Source organism: Streptomyces qaidamensis (assembly GCF_001611795.1).
In the GTDB taxonomy this organism is placed as follows: domain Bacteria; phylum Actinomycetota; class Actinomycetes; order Streptomycetales; family Streptomycetaceae; genus Streptomyces; species Streptomyces qaidamensis.
This window is the reverse complement of record NZ_CP015098.1, coordinates 7,530,445-7,548,647: the sequence shown is the minus strand read 5'-3', so window position 1 is coordinate 7,548,647 and position 18,203 is coordinate 7,530,445. Positions and strand designations below refer to the sequence as shown.

The window sequence follows — 18,203 nt, the reverse complement described above, 5'->3', positions numbered from 1 at the left end:
CGGGGCGTCCGGGCGCGGCCGGAGGGCGGTGCGCATCGCGGGGTCGCGCTCCGGCGACCGTCCGACGGAGTCACCGGCCCACCGCGTACCCCTGCATCCCGCGCGGGTTCGCCGCGGCCGACAGGACGCCCGTCTCCGGGTCCCGCGCGACCGCGCACAGCCGGCCCTCCGACCAGGGGCCGCCCACGGTCACGTCGTGGCCGCGGCGCCGCAGTTCCCCGACGACGGCCGGGTCGGTGCGGGACTCCACGGTGACGCTGCCCGGGCGCATGCCGCGCGGGTAGAAGGAGCCGGGGAAACTGTCGTTGTGCCAGTTCGGGGCGTCGATCGCGCCCTGGAGGTCGGGGCCGCCGCGCACCTGGGCGCGCAGTGCGACCGCGAGGAAGAAGTGCAGCTGCCACTGGTCCTGCTGGTCCCCGCCGGGCGTGCCGAACGCCATGACGGGCACACCGTCGCGCAGGGCGATCGAGGGCGTCAGGGTGGTGCGGGGGCGGCGGCCCGGGGTCAGGGAGCCCGGCAGGCCCTCCTCCAGCCAGGTCATCTGGAGCCGGGTGCCGAGCGGGAAACCGAGTTCGGGCACGACCGGGTTGGACTGGAGCCAGCCGCCGCTGGGCGTGGCCGAGACCATGTTGCCCCAGCGGTCGACGACGTCGAGATGGCAGGTGTCGCCGCGGGTGGTGCCGTCGGCGAGGATCTCCGGTTCGCCCGGGACGGGGGACGCCGGGCTCTTGGCGACGGTCGGTTCGCCGACGCCCAGGGCGTCGAAGCCCTCCTGGACGCTGGCGGCCACGCGCGCGTGCGCGCCCAGGCGCGGGGTACGTCCGCCGGGACTGCCGGGCCGCAGGCCGTTCTCGGCCCGCTCGCCGACGAGGGAGCGGCGGGCCGTGTTGTACGGGTCGGACAGCAGGTCGTCGAGCGGTACGTCGGCGGCGTCCCCGTACCAGGCCTCCCGGTCGGCCATGGCGAGCTTGCAGTTCTCGACCAGGAGGTGGACGTAGTCGGCGGAACCGTACGGGGGCAGTTCGGGCGGGAGCAGGGCGAGTTGCTGGAGGAGGACGGGGCCCTGGCTCCAGGGGCCCGGCTTGCACACGGTCCAGCCGTTCCAGTCGTACGTCGCCGGTGTCTCGTAGGTCGCGGACCAGGCGGCGAGGTCGGCGACGGTGAGGGTGCCGGTGTGCCGCCGGCCGCTGGTGTCCCTGGTCGGGCGACCGGCCTGGCGGACGAGGGCGTCGGCGATGAACCCGCCGCGCCACACCTGCCGGGCGGCCTCGATCCGTGCCTCCCTGTCGCCCGCGCCGGCGGTCTCGGCGAGCAGGCGCCTCCAGGTGGCCGCTAGTGCGGGGTTGGCGAAGAGCTCGCCGGGGCGCGGCGCCTTGCCGCCGGGCAGGTAGACCTCCGCCGACGAGGTCCACTCCGTCTCGAACAGCTCGCGCACGGTCTCGACGGTCTCGCCGACGCGCTCCACGGGCGCGTGGCCGTGCTCGGCGTAGCCGATGGCGTACTTCAGGACGTCGTCGAGGGACCGGGTGCCGTGGTCGCGCAGCAGCAGCATCCAGGCGTCGAACGCGCCCGGCACGGCGGCGGCGAGCGGCCCGGTGCCGGGGACGAGGTCCAGGCCGAGGCCCTTGTAGTGCGCGACACTCGCCCCGGCCGGTGCGACGCCCTGCCCGCACAGCACCCGCACCTCTCCGCCGGCCGGGGCGAGCAGGATCGGCACCTCGCCGGCCGGGCCGTTGAGGTGCGGCTCGACGACGTGCAGCACGAAGGCGCCCGCCACAGCCGCGTCGTAGGCGTTGCCGCCGTTCTCCAGGACGGCCATCGCGGACTGCGAGGCGAGCCAGTGGGTCGAGGAGACCATGCCGAAGGTGCCCTGGAGGGTGGGGCGGGTGGTGAACATACGGCCTTCTCATCTCTCGTCGTCCGGGGCGCTCAGGGGCACGCCACCCGTCCCCCTCCCCTGGTCGGGGTCCTGGCAAAACCTCGGGAAAACCACCCACCGGCTGCTGAACCGACCGATTTCCGGGCGGTGAAAAGGGGTCCCCCGTCACCGCGCAGCCACGGAGCGAGTTCGCACTTCCGCACCACAGACACTCGTGTGAGACTGTCGTCCCGTCCGCCGTGCGGACCCGCTCCGCACCTTCCGTCCCACACGAGAAGGGCGCCGTGCGTTCCCTACCTCTGCCCCTCGCCCTGACCGCCCGCCTGTCCCCGGTGGTGGTGCTCGCCGCGGCGGGCTGGGCGCTGTCGTCCGGTCCGCTCGCCGCGCCGCAGGCCGCCGAGCACAAGCCGGCCCAAGAGAAGACCGAGAACCGGTCCGCGTCCGCCCCGTCGACGTCGACGGTGTCGAAGGCGTACTCGGCCGCGCCCGCCCCGTGCGAGAGCGTCGCCAAGAAGACGATCGAGTCGCTGGTGCCGGGCGCCAAGACGGCCGGCAAGGAGATCCCGTCCACCGACTCGGAGCTGCGCCGCACCTGCTCCTGGAACGCGCTCAAGGGGTACGACTACCGCTGGCTCGACGTGTCCTACGAGGTCATGGAGTCGGACGAGGCCGCGCAGAAGTCGTACGAGGCGCACCTCGACAAGAAGGGCGGCGGCGGGGCCGTCCCCGGTCTGGGCGACAGCGCCTACTCTGTCGTGAACCTCACGACAGAGGACAAGCAGGAGACCCGCGAGGGCGTCGTGATCGCCCGCGCCTCCAACGCGCTGGTGACGATCAACTACAACGGCAGTGACTTCGAGTCGAAGAAGGCGCCCAGCACGGACACGATCAACAAGGGCGCCATCAAGGCCGCGAAGGAAGCCGTGGCCGCGCTGGAGAGCGACAAGGGCTGAGCGGGCCCTCCAGCGCGCCGGGCTTCCTCAGACGGTGCTGCGGCCCCGCGTGGCCATCAGCACCAGGTACAGGACCATCGACGTGCCCAGGCCCACCGCCCAGCCGTAGTCGGCCAGATCGGCCAGCGCCGGGATGGGACGGCCGTCGGTCAGCGGCTTGAAGCTCGCGCCGCCGACGGCGAGGACACCGCCGACGGCGAAGGCGACGACGGCCCGCCAGTTCCAGCCGCCCTCGTACCAGTAGCGGCCGCCGGGGCGGTACAGGTCGGCGAGGTCGAGCCGGGAGCGGCGCAGGATCCAGTAGTCGGCGATGAGGATGCCCGCGACGGTGCCGAGCAGGCCGCCGACCAGGCCCAGCCAGGTGAAGATGTAACCCTGCGGGTCGGAGTACAGCTTCCACGGGAAGATCAGCACACCGAGGACGCAGGTGGCGAGGGCGCCCGCCCGGAAACTGATCCTGCGGGGCGCGATGTTGGAGAAGTCGAACGCCGGTGAGACCAGGTTGGCAGCGACGTTGACGGAGAGTGTCGCCACCAGGACGGTGACCAGCGCGAAGAGCAGGCCCACCGTGCTGTCGGTCTTGGCCGCAAGCTGCACCGGGTCCCAGATGGCCTCGCCGTAGACGGCCTGGGAGCCCGAGGTGACCATCACCGACAGGAACGCGAACAGGGTCATGGTGGTCGGCAGGCCGAGCGCCTGGCCCCGCATCTGCGCCTTCTGGCTCCTGCCGTAACGGGTGAAGTCGGGGATGTTCAGCGACAGCGTGGACCAGAAGCCGATCATGCCCATCAGGGCGGGGGCGAACAGCTTCCAGAAGTCCGCGCCCCAGCCGAGCTTGGAGGGCTGGTCGAACAGCGGGCCGAAGCCGCCCGCCTTGTCGCTCATCCACCACAGCATCACGAACGCGCCGACGAGCACGAAGGGCGCCGCCCAGTTCTCGAAGCGGCGGATCGTCTCCATGCCCCGGTAGATGATGACCACTTGCAGCGCCCAGAAGATCGCGAACGACAGCCACATCGTCCAGGCGTAGCCGCCGACCTTCGCCGCGTCCGTCCAGCCGGTGCCGATGAGCTTGCCGGCCAGGAAGTAGATGGCCTCGCCGCCGATCCAGGTCTGGATGCCGAACCAGCCGCACGCCACCAACGCCCGCACGACGGCAGGGAGGTTGGCGCCGCGGATGCCGAAGGAGGCCCGGGCGAAGACCGGGAAGGGTATGCCGTACTTGGGTCCGGCGTGCCCGGTGAGCAGCATCGGTATCAGCACGATGACGTTGGCCAGGGCGATGGTGAGCACCGCCTGCTTCCAGTCCATGCCGACGGCGATGAGCCCGGAGGCCAGGGTCCAGGAGGCCGTGTTGTGGGCCATGCCGACCCACAGCGCGGAGAAGTTGTACGTGGTCCAGGTGCGCTTCTCGACCGGGACCGGCAGCAGGTCCTCGTTGGCGTAGGGACCGGTCGGTGCGGGGGCGCCCGGGGCGATCTCCACCCGGCCGTCGGCGCGGGTGACTTGGGTGGGCGGCGGTGGGGCCGTGGGAGCGGTATCGGTCATGGGCCGGGCCAATCAGGGGAGGTGGGACGGGAAAGGCCGTGCGGTGGCGCCGATGGGGGGTGCGCTCCGGGTGCACCGGGGAGCGTCCTGGGCCCCCTTCCCGAGCCGCTGGGAAGGGGGAGCTCACAGGGGGTGGAACGGAGAGGTCAGCCGTTGACGGCCGGGATCACCTGGGATCCGTAGGTCTCGATCACGGACTCCTGCGCGTCGTGCATGTCGTAGACGGCGAACTGGTCCACGCCGAGCGCGCGCAGCGCCTCCAGCTTCTCGACGTGCTTCTCGACCGGGCCGATCAGGCAGAACCGGTCGACGATCTCGTCGGGCACGAACTGGGTGTCGGGGTTGCCGCTGCGCCCGTGGTGGGAGTAGTCGTAGCCCTCGCGGGCCTTGATGTAGTCGGTGAGTTCGTCGGGGACGGCGGCCGAGTGCTCGCCGTACTTGGAGACCAGGTCGGCGACGTGATTGCCGACCATGCCGCCGAACCAGCGGCACTGCTCGCGCGCGTGGGCGAGCGCCTCGGGCGAGTCGTCCTCGGTGACGTAGGCCGGGGCGGCCACGCAGACGGTCACCTCGGCGGGGTCCCGGCCCGCGGCGACGGCCGCGTCCTTCACGGCCTTGACCATGTACTCGGTGAGATAGAGGTCGGCCAGCTGGAGGATGAACCCGTCCGCCTCCTCGCCGGTCATCTTCAGTGCCTTCGGGCCGTACGCGGCCATCCACACGGGCAGTTCGGCGCCCTCCTTGATCCACGGGAACCGGACGACGGTGCCGCCGCCGAGGTCGGCCTCCCGTCCGCTGCCGAGGTCCCGGATCACCTTCATGGCCTCGCTGATCCGGGCCAGGGTGTTGGGCTTGCGGCCGGCCACGCGCATCGCGGAGTCGCCGCGGCCGATGCCGCAGACCGTGCGGTTGCCGAACATGTCGTTGAGGGTGGCGAAGGTGGAGGCGGTGACCTCCCAGGTGCGGGTGCCGGGGTTGGTCACCATCGGCCCGACCTTCAGGGTCGTGGTGTTGGCGAGGATCTGGCTGTAGATCACGAACGGTTCCTGCCACAGCACGGCGGAGTCGAAGGTCCAGCCGTAGGTGAAGCCGTTGCGTTCCGCCCGCTTCATCAGGCTGATCACCCGCGAGGCCGGCGGGTCGGCCTGGAGCACGAGTCCGAAGTCCATCTGCACCGCTCCTAGTTGAGGTACTGACAGGTGGATCGCGGGGTGAACACGCCGTGCCCGGCGTGGCCGGTGTACTCCCGCTCGGTGATGACGGGTTCGCCGCGCGAGAGGACCGTCTCGACCCGGCCGGTGGTCCGCCTTCCCTCGTACGCCGAGTAGTCGACGTTCATGTGGTGCGTCTCGGCGGACATGAGCTGCTCGGCCTGCGGGTCGTAGATGACGACGTCGGCGTCGGCGCCCGGCGCGATCGTGCCCTTCTTCGGGTACAGGCCGAACATGCGGGCCGGGGACGCGCAGGCGATCTCGATCCAGCGGCGGCGGGAGATGTGTCCGTCGACGACCGCCTGGTGGAGCAGGTCCATACGGTTCTCGACGCCGGGCAGACCGTTGGGGATCTTGGAGAAGTCACCGCGGCCCAGTTCCTTCTGGCCCACGAAGCAGAAGGGGCAGTGGTCGGTGGAGACGACCTGGAGGTCGTTCGTGCGCAGGCCGCGCCACAGTGCGGCCTGGTGTTCCCTCGGCCTCAGGGGCGTACTGCACACGTACTTGGCGCCCTCGAAGCCGGGCTCGGCGAGGTTGTCGGTCGACAGGAACAGGTACTGCGGGCAGGTCTCGCCGAAGACGGGCAGCCCCTCGTCGCGGGCCCGGGCCAGCTCGGCGACCGCCTCCGTCGCCGAGACGTGCACGACGTACAGGGGCGCGCCGGCCACCTGCGCGAGCTTGATGGCGCGGTGGGTGGCCTCGGCCTCCAGCAGGGCCTTGCGGACCTCGCCGTGGTAGCGCGGGTCGGTCTCGCCCCGGGCCAGGGCCTGCTCGACCAGGACGTCGATCGCGATGCCGTTCTCGGCGTGCATCATGATCAGGCCGCCGTTGTCGGCGGATCGTTGCATGGCCCGCAGGATCTGGCCGTCGTCGCTGTAGAAGACGCCCGGGTAGGCCATGAACTGCTTGAAGGAGGTGACGCCCTCCTCGACCAGGTGGTCCATCTCCTTGAGGGTGTGCTCGTTGACGTCGGAGACGATCATGTGGAAGCCGTAGTCGATCGCGCAGTTGCCGTCGGCCTTGGCATGCCAGGCGTCCAGGCCCTCGCGCAGGCTGTGGCCGACGCTCTGCACGGCGAAGTCGATGATCGTCGTCGTGCCGCCCCAGGCGGCGGCCCGGGTGCCGGTCTCGAAGGTGTCGGAGGCGAAGGTGCCGCCGAAGGGCAGCTCCATGTGGGTGTGGGCGTCCACGCCGCCGGGGATGACGTACTTTCCGGTTGCGTCGATGGTGCGGTCCGCGGTGAAGGTTTGCGCCGCCGGGGCGTTGGACGCGGCGAGGGCGGCGATGCGGCCGTCCTCGATCAGGACGTCGGCGTGGATCTCGTCGGATGCGGTGATGACGAGGCCGCCGCGGATGACTGTACGGCTGCTCATGTCGTGGTCGCTCCTCGCTGTGGATGCGTGCCGGTTGTAGGTGGTTGCTCGCGCCCGTGCGGCGGTAGCCGCATATCGAATACAGCCCCGCGCCTGTGAGGGCACGTCCCCCGCGGACGCCTCAAGGTGCTGTCAGTGGTCCGTACGCGCCCGGTGCGCGGTCCCGGTAGAACTGCCAGCGGTCGCGGACCTCGCGGAGTTTGGCCATGTCCAGGTCGCGGACGACCAGTTCGGGCTCCTTGTCGCTCGCCACCTCGCCGACGAACTGGGCCTCCGGGTCCACGAAGTACGAGGTGCCGTAGAAGTCGTTGTCCCCGTACTCCTCGACCCCGACCCGGTTGATCGCGCCGACGAAGTACTCGTTGGCGACGGCCGCCGCCGGCTGTTCCAGCTGCCAGAGGTAGCCGGACAGGCCGCGGGAGGTGGCCGAGGGGTTGAAGACGATCTCGGCACCCGCGAGGCCCAGGGCGCGCCAGCCCTCGGGGAAGTGGCGGTCGTAGCAGATGTACACGCCGACACGTCCGACCTTCGTGTCGAAGACGGGCCAGCCGCTGTTGCCCGGGCGGAAGTAGAACTTCTCCCAGAAGCCCCGCACTTGCGGGATGTGTGTCTTGCGGTACTTGCCGAGGTAGGAGCCGTCCGCGTCGATCACGGCGGCGGTGTTGTAGAGGACGCCGGGCTGCTCCTCCTCGTACATCGGCAGCACCAGAACGATGCCCAGCTCCTTGGCGAGTGCCTGGAAGCGGCGGACGATCGGGCCCTCGGGGATCTGCTCGGCGTACTCGTAGAAGGCCGGGTCCTGGACCTGGCAGAAGTACGGACCGTAGAACAGCTCCTGGAAGCACAGGACTTGGGCTCCCTGCGCGGCCGCGTCGCGGGCCGCCTGCTCGTGGACCTGGATCATCGATTCCTTGTCGCCCGTCCAGGCTGTCTGGAAGACGGCGGCACGGATCACTCGGCTCATCGGGACCTCCGGTCGCTCGGTGTGCCGTGAGCCTAGGGAGCGCGAAGGGCGTCTTTGAGTTGCAGCGTGTCACGTCCGAGGGCGTGCGGCGTGCCACCGTGTCACTCTTTCGTGGACCCATGTTTCACCGCCGTTTTCCCAGGTGGTCGCGTGTTTCACTGCTGTTGCGCGTCGTGCGCGAGGAGTGCGATGTGCACCGAGGCGGCCTGTTCGAAGTCGTCGAGGTCCACCCCGAGCCGGACCTGTATGGCCTCCAGGCGGCGGTAGAGGGCCGGCCGGGAGACGTGGTGGAGCTGGGCGGTGCGCGACTTGTTGCGACCGGTGGCGAGGTAGGTGCGCAGCACCGACAGCAGGTCCTCGTCGGTCTCGCGCAGCAGTCCGTCCAGCTCTCGCTCCGCGAAGGACTGCACGTGCGGGTCGTCGCGCAGGAGGCGGATCAGGCCCCGCAGGTGGACGTCCTTCAGGCGCACGACCGGCGGGAGGTCGAGGACGGCGGAGGAGTCGGCCACGGCGTCCGCGACGTGCTGGGCCTCGCGCAGGCCGGTGGGTACGTCGTCCCAGGCGGCGCGGGCTTCGGCCGCGGCCACGACGGTGTGGTCCGGGCCGGTCTCGGTCCGCAGCCGGGTCGCGAAGTGCGCGGCGAGGGCGCCCGCGTCCTGGTCCCGGGGCAGGCTGAGCAGCACGGCGGTGGCACCGTCGGCCAGTTCGGCGACCAGCCCGGGCAGGCCCAGCAGCCGCAGGAGGCGTTCGAGCCGGGCGGGGTCGCCGTCGCGGACGACCAGCGGCACGAAGGTGCGCCGGTTGACCGGCAGCCCTGCCGCACGGGCCCGGGGCAGCAGTTGCCGTGCCGGTACGACACCGCTGACCAGGTCGGTCAGCAGGCTCTGCGCGGACTGCTCCTCCCAGGAGCGGGCGGCGCCGCCGGCGAGCATGCGGTGCAGGACGAGGGCCTCGGCGGCCCGGTCGGCCAGCAGCCGTCCGGTGGCGGTGTCGCCCCGGTAGCCGCACAGCACGATCCGGCCCCACCGCTCCCCGCGTCCGCCCAGTTCGGCCCGGATCCAGCCGTCGCCCTCGACGCCGCCGGCCTGCCGGGCGATGCGCTCCCAGTCGCGCAGCACGTCGTCCACCGCGGGCCGCTCCCCCGCCGTGCCGAGGACGCGGTGGGCGAGGTTGGTGACGACGACCGGGCAGGCGCTGTGCCGGGCGACCTCGTCGAGCAGGCGTTGCAGCGGCGCGCCGGCCGTGATGAGGGCGGTGAGTTCGGTGCGGACGGCCTCGGAGAGGCTGACGGCGGCGAACTTGCGCCGCACGAGCCGCGACTGCACCTCCTCGGTCAGCTCGGCGAAGGGGAAGGGCCGGTGCAGGACGACCATCGGAAGCCCGCACCGCTCGGCCGCCCGGCGCATCACGTCCGGCGCCGCGGGGAAGGCACGGCCGAGTCCGAGGACGACGGCGGCGGCCTCCGCGCGGTGCAGCGACCGGACGTACTCGGCCTGCTTGTCCTCGTCACCGGCGAGCAGCACTCCGGTGGTGAGGACCATCTCGCCGCCGCTGAGCATCACACCGACGTCGGCGGCCTCGGCGACGTGCACCCAGCGCACCGGCCGGTCGAGGTGGCCCGCGCCGGCCACCACCTCGGGCTCCCCGGCGAGCACCCGCTCCAGGGTGAGGACCTGCCGGACCGACAGGGCGGGCTCCAGGGAATCCAGGGTGATGGTCATGATGGCGGGCCCCTTGCTCAGTGCACTGCTACGGGATGCTCCGCAGAGCGTTCTCGAGAATCGCGGCGCCCTCCTCGGCCTCCGCGACGTTGAGGGACAGCGGCGGGGCGACGCGCAGCGTACTGGTGTTGTGCCCGCCGCCCTTGCCGATCAGCAGGCCGCCCTCGCGGGCCGCCTCCAGGACGGCCGCCGCGGTCTGTGGATCGGCCTCGTCGGTCCCGGGTTTGGTGATCTCGATACCGATCATCAGCCCGCGTCCGCGTACCTCACGTACGGCCGGGACGTGCGCGGCGACGGCCCGCAGCCGTTCGATGAGCAGGCCGCCCACGCGCCGGGCGTTGCCCTGGAGGTCGTGCTCCAGCAGGTAGGTGAGGTTGGCGAGGCCCGCCGCCATGGTGATCTGGGTGCCGCCGAAGGTGGAGATGCTGTTGGAGTCGAGGCAGTTCATGATCTCGGAGCGGGCCACGACCCCGCCGACGGACATGCCGTTGCCGATGCCCTTGGCGAAGGTCATGATGTCGGGCGGCCCGTTGCGGCCGTGGGCCTGCCAGCCCCAGAAGTGCTCGCCGGTGCGGCCCCAGCCGGTCTGCACCTCGTCGGCGATCCACAGGATGCCGCGCTCGTGCAGCACCTCGCGGAAGGCGGCGTAGAGCCCGTCCGGTGGTGCGGTGAAGCCGCCGACGCCCTGGACGGGTTCGGCGATCAGCGCGGCCGGCGGGCGGGTGTGGCCGAGCAGGTCCTTCAGGTCGTCGACGCAGGCCGCGATGAAGGCGTCGTCACTGAGCGAGGCGAACGGTCCCCGGGTGCGCACGCCGCCGTGGACGTACAGCGTCTGGAGCGGGGAGAGCGACGTCGGGGACCAGCCGCTGTTGCCGGTGATGCCGACGGCGCTGAAGGAACGGCCGTGGTAGCTGTTGCGCATGGCCAGGATCGTGTTGCTGCGCCGGTACGCGGTGGCCAGCAGCAGGGCGGTGTCGTTGGCCTCGGTGCCCGATGTGGTGAAGAAGACGCGGGCGTCCGGGATTCCGCTCAACTGTGCGATGCGCTCGGCGAGTTCGACCATCGGCCGGTTGAGGTACAGGGTGGAGGAGTGGATGATCCGCCCGGCCTGCTCGCTCACCGCCTTGGTCACCTCGGGCAGCGCGTGCGCCGTCATGGTGGTGAGGATGCCGCCGAAGAAGTCGAGGTACCGGTTGCCCTGCGCGTCCCAGACGTGGCGGCCCTCGCCATGGGTGATCTCCAGGGGCTCCTCGTAGTAGAGGGCGAGCCAGTCCGGGAGCACGGCCCGGTGACGGCCCAGGAGGTCGTTGGTCACGGCTGAACCAGCCCTTCGTAGGCGTCGGGACGGCGGTCGCGGTAGAAGGCCCACGTCTGCCGCACTTCTTCGATGAGGTCGATGTCCAGCTCCCGGATCACGAGCTCCTCCTGGCTGTCGCTGGCGACGTCCCCCACGAACTGCCCACGCGGGTCGACGAAGTAGCTCGTGCCGTAGAAGTCGTTGTCCCCGTACTCCTCCTGCCCGACGCGGTTGATCGCGGCGATGTAGTAGCCGTTGGCGACGGCGGCCGCGGGCTGCTCCAGCCGCCACAGGTGGGACGACAGGCTCCGGTGGGTGGCGGAGGGGTTGTAGACGAGTTGGGCGCCGGCCAGGCCGAGTTGGCGCCATCCCTCCGGGAAGTGGCGGTCGTAGCAGATGTAGACGCCGACCTTGCCGACGGCCGTGTCGAAGACGGGCCAGCCGAGGTTCCCGGGCTTGAAGTAGAACTTCTCTCGGAAGCCCTTGAGCTGCGGGATGTGGTGCTTGCGGTACTTGCCGAGGTAGGTGCCGTCGGCGTCGATCACGGCCGCGGTGTTGTAGTAGAAGCCGGGCTGCTCCGCCTCGAACACCGGCGCGACGATCACCATGCCGGTCTCGCGCGCGAGTGCCCGCATGCGCCGGACGGTCGGCCCGTCGGGGACGGGCTCGGCCCAGCGGTAGTGCTCCGGCTCCTCGACCTGACAGAAGTAGGGGCTGTTGAAGACTTCCTGGAACCCGATGATCTTCGCGCCCCGGCGGGCCGCCTCGCGGGCGTGCTCCTCGTGTTTCGCCACCATGGACTCGGTGTCGCCGGTCCAGGTGGCCTGGACCAGGGCGGCACGTACGACGTTGGCCATGAGCTGCTCCTTCGACGCGACGTCTGCGCCTCTACGCCCGTAGAAGCGGGCCGTAGAGCCACGAACGTAAGCCTCTGGCACGGGGTTGCCAAGACCATCGTCGCCAACCCGCGGGGCATTGCGCGATTCGCACTCCTGTGGGTGAGTCGCCCGGGGTGCGACGTCGCCGGTCAGGCGGCGTATCCGGCGACCCGCAGGGCGTGCACGAGGTCCCAGCTGCGCTCGTCCGACACGCCTCGGGCAGCCTCCAGGAGGAGCGGCACGAGGCGCCGCGGGTCGGGTGCGGCGCTGCGGGCGGCTTCCTCGGGGGTCCGGGCTCTCACGTACGCGTCGAGCAGCACGCGCACCTCGCGGTGGCGCCCCTCGGCGGCCAGGCCGAGAACGGCCGCGCCCACCTCGCCCGGCGGCCGTGCGACGCCCTGCCGCAGCATCTGCTGCCCGTCCCCCGCCCGCCCGGCGGCGGCCAGTGCGTCGGCGGCGGCGACCAGCCGCCCCGCGGGCAGCGAGGCGGCCTCCCACAGCAGGGTCTGCCAGTCGGCGTCCAGGCCGGCGCGGTGCAGCCGCTCCGCGAGCAGCGGAAACCGGGCGGGCTCCCACGAGGCGACCTCGGTCAGCAGCGCGTGGGCCTCCCCGCTGCGCCCTTCGCTCCGCAGCCGGGCCAGCAGATCGACGGTCCGTCCGACCTCGGCCAGGTCCGCGGCCCCGGGCCTGTCTGCCTCCGGTGCCGCGCGTTCCACGACTGGCTCCTCGGCGGCCCAGGCGAAGCGCGCGCCGCGCGGGGTACGGCCGGGGGCCGTGGGGGCGGGCGCGGGCAGATCCGGCACGGCGGCGGCCGGCGGCACGGCGACGGCTGCGGCATCCTCGTCCACCATCCCGGCGAAGCGAGCACTGCCGCGACGTCGTTTGCGCTGCTTGGGGGCGGGAGGCTCCGGGGCGGCCGGGGTGGGGTGGGTGGTGGAGGGCCCAGCGGCCGGGCTGGAGTCGGCGGCTCGGGACCCCGGAGCGGCAGGAGTGGAGCCGGCGGTCGAGGCTCCAGCGGCCGGGCTGGAGTCGGCGGCGCGGGACCCCGGGGCGGCAGGAGTGGAGCCGGCGGTCGAGGCTCCAGCGGCCGGGCTGGAATCGGCGGCGCGGGACCCCGGAGCGGCAGGAGTGGAGCCGGCGGCCGAGGCTCCAGCGGCCGGGCTGGAATCGGCGGCTCGGGACCCCGGAGCGGCAGGAGTGGAGCCGGCGGCTGGGGCGAACGCGCCGGGGACGGTTGCGGCCGGGGCTGCGCCCCAAGGGGTGATCCCGCCGGAGTTACCGCGTGCGGCGGCTTCCCCGCGGGCGGTCGGGCTCGCGGGGTACTGCGGAGCGGACCGCCGAGCCGCCTGGCCTACGGCGTCATACCGGCCGACGGCACCGGTCCCGGCCGGGGCCGGGAGACCGTCGGACCCGGCACCTTCCCCCGGGGCGGTCCGGCTCGCGGGGTGCTGCGGAGCGGACCGCCGAGCCGCCTGGCCTACGGCGTCATACCGGCCGACGGCACCGGTCCCGGCCGGGGCCGGGAGACCGTCGGGCCCGGCACCTTCCCCCGGAGCGGTCCGGCTCGCGGGATGCTGCGGAGCGGACCGCCGAGCCGCCTGGCCTACGGCGTCATACCGGCCGACGGCACCGGTCCCGGCCGGGGCCGGGAGACCGTCTGGCCTGGCGACCCCGGCGGGCTCGCCCGGGCCGATCCGGCTCTTGGGGTACTGCGGGGCGGGCCGCCCGGCCTCCGGAGCCACGGCGTCGGCCTCGGCCGGGGCACGGGCTGGGAACGCGTCGGACCCGGCGGCCCGGGCGACGTCTTCCGGGGCGGGCCGGCTCGTCGAGTGTTGTGGAGTGTGCCGCCCGGCCCCCAGGCCTCCGGCACCGTATCGGCCGGCGGCACCGGTCCCGGCCCACCGGCCCCCGGGCTCGTACCCGTCACCAGTCGTGGACGGCCCGGCCGTGTCCTCCCACGCCCTCGGGAGGACCTCCTGGTCGCGTCGGTCCAGGTGGGCCATCCGCGCCCGGAGTTCCGCGCAGCGCGCCGCGGCCCGTTCGTGGTCGTCCTGGGCCCAGGCCAGGTCCAGGCGCAAGGCGTCCGCCTGCTCGCGGGTCGTGGCCGAGGTCAGGTGGCGGGCCAGGGCGGCCTGGCGTTCGGCGGCGTACTTCTGTTCGCGGAGCATGACGTCGAGGCGGTCGTCGAGGGCGTCGCGGCCCCCGGGCCGCCCGTCGTACGCGGCGAGCGCTGCGGCATGCAGGGCGCGGGCCCGGTCCGTCTCCGGGCCGGCTCCCCCCGGGCCGTACTGCCCGGCGAGGTCCCGCAGCAGGGCCTCGACCACGTCCCAGGGCGGCATCTCGCGCCCGTCGAGGCAGGCCCGCATGCCCTCCGGGTCACGCTGCCAGAACACCGCGCACCAGCCGCCGGACGGGTCCAGGCGCGCCAGCAGACCGTCCAGGTAGGTCGCGAACTTCCCGACTTCAGCCGGGAGTTGATCCGCCGCCATCGCTCAACTCCCGTGAGACCGGAGCACTCCGCCCCCTTAGGCAACACCAGTCGTGTTACGGGCACGCTACGGGGAGTTTTCACGCACGGCGCAGGAGCCTCAGAGGGGCACCGGCACGCACCGTCCGGCCAGTTCGTCCATGGACAGCCCGAGCACGCCGGCCAGCGCGGCCACCGTGAAGAAAGCCGGGGTCGGGGCCCGGCCGGTCTCGATCTTCCTGAGGGTCTCCGCGGAGATCCCCGCGCTCGCCGCGATCTCCGTCATGCTCCGGCCGCCGCGCGCCTCACGCAGCAGCTTGCCGAGCCGCTCGCCGCGTTCGCGCTCTTCGGGGGTGAGAGGGGTGCGCACCATGACCCCCATTCTAATACCGGTATAGTAATTGGCATGGTGGAGCTCAAGACAGACACTTCTATCGACGCGATGTACGAGGCGGGCCAGGTCGTGGCCCGAGCCCTGACGGCCGCCCGGCAGGCCGCCGCCGTGGGCGTATCCCTGCTGGAACTGGACGAGGTGGCACACGGCGTCCTGCGTGAGGCGGGCGCGACCTCGCCCTTCCTGGGGTACCGCCCGTCCTTCGCACCGACCCCCTTCCCCGCCGTCCTCTGCGTCTCGGTCAACGACGCGATCGTGCACGGCATCCCGGGCCGCTACCGCCTGCGCGACGGCGACCTCGTCTCCATCGACTTCGGCGCCGAACTGGGCGGCTGGGTCGGCGACTCCGCGCTCAGCTTCGTCGTGGGCACTCCGCGCGCGGCGGACCTCCGCCTGATCGAGACCGCCGAGCGGGCCCTCGCGGCCGGCATCGAGGCGGCCGTCGTCGGCAACCGCATCGGCGACATCGCCCACGCGATCGGCACGGTGTGCCGGGGCGCCGGCTACGGAATCCCGGACGGCTTCGGCGGCCACGGCATCGGCCGCCGCATGCACGAGGACCCCGGGGTGCCGAACGAAGGCCGCCCCGGGCGCGGCATGCGGCTGCGGCACGGCATGGTGCTGGCCATCGAGCCCATGGTCATCGCGGGCGGTACGGACGGCTTCCACGCGGCTCCCGACGGCTGGACTCTGAAGACGAACGACGGCTCCCGGGCGGCCCACGCCGAGCACACGGTGGCTATCACGGAGTCGGGGCCGAGGATCCTGACAGCACGCTGAACCCCGCGCGCGATCGCCTTTTCCTCCCGGTACACACCAAAGATGCCCCTCGCCCACGATCGTGCGAAGGTGTTCTACGAGCGCGCCCCAGGTGTAACCGGCTGCCACCCGGGTTACCCGACCCCGGCACGTCGACCAGCGAGGGCGTCCCCCGCCCGCGCGCCGGGGACGCCGGGAACGGAAGGCCCATGAGCAGCGGCTTCACCAGCCCGGAGGGCTACGGCTCGGATCCCTTCGGAGAATTCCTCGCACGCTTCTTCGGCGGACCGCGCCCCGGTCCTCGGCAGATCGATCTCGGGCGGCTGCTCAGCCAGCCGGCCCGGGAGCTCGTCCGCGGCGCCGCCCAGTACGCCGCCGAGCACGGCAGCCGGGACCTCGACACGCAGCATCTGCTGCGAGCGGCGCTCGCCACCGAGCCCACGCGCACCCTGCTCAGCAAGGCCGGTGCCAACCCCGACTCACTGGCGTCGCAGATCGACGACCGCTCGGGACCGGCCCAGCACAGGCCGGACGACGCCCCGCCACCGACCGCGCTCTCCCTCACCCCGGCCGCCAAGCGGGCCCTGCTGGACGCGCACGACATGGCCCGGGCCCGTGGCTACGGCTACATCGGCCCGGAGCACGTGCTCAGCGCTCTGGCGTCCAACCCCGACTCGGCCGCCGGGCACATCCTCAACGCGGCCCGCTTCGCGCCCTCCGAACCGCCCGAGGCGCAGGAGGTCCCCCAGTCGGAGCGTCCGCGCCCGACGAACACCCCGACCCTCGACAAGTACGGCCGTGACCTCACCGAGCTGGCCCGGCAGGGCCGGATCGACCCGGTGATCGGCCGGGACCAGGAGATCGAGCAGACCGTCGAGGTCCTCTCCCGGCGCGGCAAGAACAACCCGGTGCTGATCGGTGACGCGGGGGTCGGCAAGACGGCCGTCGTGGAGGGGCTCGCGCAGCGCATCTCCGAGGCGGACGTGCCCGACGTGCTGATCGGGCGCCGCGTGGTCGCCCTGGACCTCACGGGTGTGGTCGCGGGCACCCGCTACCGGGGTGACTTCGAGGAGCGGATGAACAACATCGTGGGCGAGATCCGCGCCCACTCCGACCAGTTGATCATCTTCATCGACGAGCTGCACACGGTCGTGGGCGCCGGTTCCGGTGGCGGCGACGGCAGCTCGATGGACGCCGGCAACATCCTCAAGCCGGCCCTGGCCCGGGGCGAGCTGCACATCGTGGGCGCCACCACGCTGGAGGAGTACCGCCGGATCGAGAAGGACGCGGCGCTGGCCCGCCGATTCCAGCCGATCATGGTGCCGGAACCGACGCCCGCGGACGCGATCGAGATCCTGCGCGGCCTCCAGGACCGCTACGAGGCCCACCACCAGGTCCGCTACACCGACGAGGCACTGGTGAGCGCCGTGGAGCTGTCGGACCGCTACCTCTCCGACCGCCGCCTGCCCGACAAGGCGATCGACCTGATCGACCAGGCCGGTGCCCGGGTGCGGCTGCGGGCGCGGACCAAGGGCACGGACGTACGGGCCCTGGAGCGGGAGCTGGAGCAGCTGACCCGGGACAAGGACCAAGCCGTCGCGGACGAACAGTACGAGCAGGCCACCCAGTTGCGTGACCGCATCGTGGACGTGAAGCAGCGGATCACCGAGGCCGGCGGCGACAGCGAGGTCGACGAGGGCCAGGACCTGGTGGTCGGGGCCGAGTCGATCGCCGAGGTGGTGTCCCGGCAGACGGGCATCCCGGTCAGCAGCCTCACCCAGGAGGAGAAGGACCGCCTGCTGGGCCTGGAGGAGCACCTGCACGAGCGGGTGGTCGGCCAGGACGAGGCCGTGCGGGTCGTCTCGGACGCGGTGCTGCGCTCCCGCGCCGGGCTGGCGGCCCCCGACCGCCCGATCGGCAGCTTCCTGTTCCTCGGCCCGACGGGCGTCGGCAAGACCGAACTGGCCCGGGCGCTCGCCGAGGTGCTGTTCGGCAGCGAGGACCGCATGGTCCGGCTCGACATGAGCGAGTACCAGGAGCGCCACACCGTCAGCCGGCTGATCGGCGCCCCGCCCGGCTACGTGGGCCACGAGGAGGCGGGCCAGCTCACCGAGGTCGTGCGCCGCCACCCGTACTCGCTGCTGCTGCTGGACGAGGTGGAGAAGGCTCACCCGGACGTCTTCAACATCCTGCTCCAGGTCCTCGACGACGGCCGGCTGACCGACTCCCAGGGCCGCACGGTGGACTTCAGCAACACGGTCATCGTGATGACGAGCAACCTCGGCTCCGAGGCCATCACCCGCCGGGGCGCCACGACGGGCTTCGCCGCGGGCGGCGCCGACGCGGACGAGGAGGCCCGCCGCGAACAGATCCTGCGGCCCCTGCGCGAGCACTTCCGCCCCGAGTTCCTCAACCGCATCGACGAGATCGTCGTCTTCCGCCAGCTCACCACGGAGCAACTGCGCCGGATCACCAACCTCCTACTGGACCGCACCCGGTCCCTCGTCCAGCACAAGGGCGTCACGGTGACCTTCACCGACCGCGCGGTGGAATGGCTGGCCGACCGCGGCTACCAGCCGGAGTACGGCGCCCGCCCGCTCCGCCGCACCATCCAACGCGAGGTGGACAACGAACTGTCACGCCTGCTGCTGGACGGCAGGGTGGAGGAGGGTGGCCGTGTCACGGTGGACACGGCGGACGGCCACTTGACGTTCCAGACACCGAGTTCGGCAGCGCCCTCTTAAGGGGCGTGGGGAACT

13 protein-coding genes are annotated in these 18,203 nt (G+C 72.2%); 3 read left to right on the top strand and 10 right to left on the bottom strand.

The genetic code is table 11. The features are described from left to right. Positions 1-70: 70 nt before the first annotated feature. Positions 71-1,897, bottom strand: a complete 1,827-nt coding sequence (locus A4E84_RS33105) for a gamma-glutamyltransferase family protein (RefSeq protein ID WP_062930065.1) — start codon at positions 1,895-1,897, stop codon at positions 71-73. 266 nt (positions 1,898-2,163) lie between these two features. Between A4E84_RS33105 and A4E84_RS33100 the strand changes: the two genes are divergently transcribed. Then, the gene (locus A4E84_RS33100) at positions 2,164-2,832 is read left to right on the top strand and encodes a hypothetical protein (protein ID WP_062930064.1); all 669 of its coding nucleotides are present in this window, start codon (positions 2,164-2,166) and stop codon (positions 2,830-2,832) included. A 27-nt stretch (positions 2,833-2,859) separates the two neighbouring features. Here A4E84_RS33100 and A4E84_RS33095 read toward each other — a convergent pair whose 3' ends face one another. The 9 genes from A4E84_RS33095 to A4E84_RS33050 form a co-directional block, all read right to left on the bottom strand. Then, on the bottom strand, positions 2,860-4,380 hold the full coding sequence (locus A4E84_RS33095) for an NCS1 family nucleobase:cation symporter-1 (RefSeq protein ID WP_062930063.1): 1,521 nt from the start codon (positions 4,378-4,380) through the stop codon (positions 2,860-2,862). A gap of 146 nt (positions 4,381-4,526) precedes the next feature. Beyond that, positions 4,527-5,549, bottom strand: coding sequence for a TIGR03842 family LLM class F420-dependent oxidoreductase (locus A4E84_RS33090; protein WP_062930062.1), 1,023 nt, complete (start codon positions 5,547-5,549; stop codon positions 4,527-4,529). An 11-nt stretch (positions 5,550-5,560) separates the two neighbouring features. Continuing rightward, entirely contained in the window at positions 5,561-6,964 is a 1,404-nt protein-coding gene (hydA, locus tag A4E84_RS33085) for a dihydropyrimidinase (RefSeq protein WP_062930061.1), read from the bottom strand. A gap of 121 nt (positions 6,965-7,085) precedes the next feature. Further along, on the bottom strand, positions 7,086-7,928 hold the full coding sequence (locus A4E84_RS33080; protein WP_031109741.1) for a nitrilase-related carbon-nitrogen hydrolase: 843 nt from the start codon (positions 7,926-7,928) through the stop codon (positions 7,086-7,088). A gap of 155 nt (positions 7,929-8,083) precedes the next feature. Beyond that, positions 8,084-9,649 (bottom strand): PucR family transcriptional regulator, encoded by a 1,566-nt coding sequence (locus tag A4E84_RS33075; protein WP_062930060.1) that lies wholly within the window; start codon positions 9,647-9,649, stop codon positions 8,084-8,086. Positions 9,650-9,677: 28 nt separating this feature from the next. Further along, positions 9,678-10,964, bottom strand: coding sequence for an aspartate aminotransferase family protein (locus A4E84_RS33070; RefSeq protein WP_062930059.1), 1,287 nt, complete (start codon positions 10,962-10,964; stop codon positions 9,678-9,680). Then, entirely contained in the window at positions 10,961-11,803 is an 843-nt protein-coding gene (locus A4E84_RS33065) for a nitrilase-related carbon-nitrogen hydrolase (RefSeq protein ID WP_031136537.1), read from the bottom strand. Before A4E84_RS33065 ends, A4E84_RS33070 begins: the two co-directional genes overlap by 4 nt. Before the next feature lie 170 nt (positions 11,804-11,973). Further along, positions 11,974-14,313: a hypothetical protein gene (locus A4E84_RS44885; RefSeq protein ID WP_237305034.1), complete on the bottom strand. Its 2,340-nt coding sequence runs from the start codon at positions 14,311-14,313 to the stop codon at positions 11,974-11,976. A 99-nt stretch (positions 14,314-14,412) separates the two neighbouring features. Next, on the bottom strand, positions 14,413-14,664 hold the full coding sequence (locus tag A4E84_RS33050) for a helix-turn-helix domain-containing protein (RefSeq protein ID WP_174569481.1): 252 nt from the start codon (positions 14,662-14,664) through the stop codon (positions 14,413-14,415). 33 nt (positions 14,665-14,697) lie between these two features. Here A4E84_RS33050 and map point away from each other — a divergent pair, with 33 nt between their 5' ends. Beyond that, positions 14,698-15,465, top strand: a complete 768-nt coding sequence (gene map / locus A4E84_RS33045) for a type I methionyl aminopeptidase (protein WP_062930057.1) — start codon at positions 14,698-14,700, stop codon at positions 15,463-15,465. A 188-nt stretch (positions 15,466-15,653) separates the two neighbouring features. Beyond that, complete coding sequence (locus tag A4E84_RS33040) at positions 15,654-18,188, top strand: ATP-dependent Clp protease ATP-binding subunit (protein ID WP_062930056.1); 2,535 nt, start codon at positions 15,654-15,656, stop codon at positions 18,186-18,188. The last annotated feature ends 15 nt before the right edge of the window (positions 18,189-18,203 follow it).

Coding starts and splice junctions, on each gene's coding strand:
- A4E84_RS33040 (WP_062930056.1), top strand. CDS start 15,654: ATGAGCAGCGGCTTCACCAGCCCGGAGGGCTACGGCTCGGATCCCTTC.
- A4E84_RS44885 (WP_237305034.1), bottom strand. CDS start 14,313: ATGGCGGCGGATCAACTCCCGGCTGAAGTCGGGAAGTTCGCGACCTAC.
- hydA (WP_062930061.1), bottom strand. CDS start 6,964: ATGAGCAGCCGTACAGTCATCCGCGGCGGCCTCGTCATCACCGCATCC.
- A4E84_RS33090 (WP_062930062.1), bottom strand. CDS start 5,549: ATGGACTTCGGACTCGTGCTCCAGGCCGACCCGCCGGCCTCGCGGGTG.
- A4E84_RS33095 (WP_062930063.1), bottom strand. CDS start 4,380: ATGACCGATACCGCTCCCACGGCCCCACCGCCGCCCACCCAAGTCACC.
- A4E84_RS33080 (WP_031109741.1), bottom strand. CDS start 7,928: ATGAGCCGAGTGATCCGTGCCGCCGTCTTCCAGACAGCCTGGACGGGC.
- A4E84_RS33065 (WP_031136537.1), bottom strand. CDS start 11,803: ATGGCCAACGTCGTACGTGCCGCCCTGGTCCAGGCCACCTGGACCGGC.
- A4E84_RS33075 (WP_062930060.1), bottom strand. CDS start 9,649: ATGACCATCACCCTGGATTCCCTGGAGCCCGCCCTGTCGGTCCGGCAG.
- A4E84_RS33050 (WP_174569481.1), bottom strand. CDS start 14,664: ATGGTGCGCACCCCTCTCACCCCCGAAGAGCGCGAACGCGGCGAGCGG.
- map (WP_062930057.1), top strand. CDS start 14,698: ATGGTGGAGCTCAAGACAGACACTTCTATCGACGCGATGTACGAGGCG.
- A4E84_RS33105 (WP_062930065.1), bottom strand. CDS start 1,897: ATGTTCACCACCCGCCCCACCCTCCAGGGCACCTTCGGCATGGTCTCC.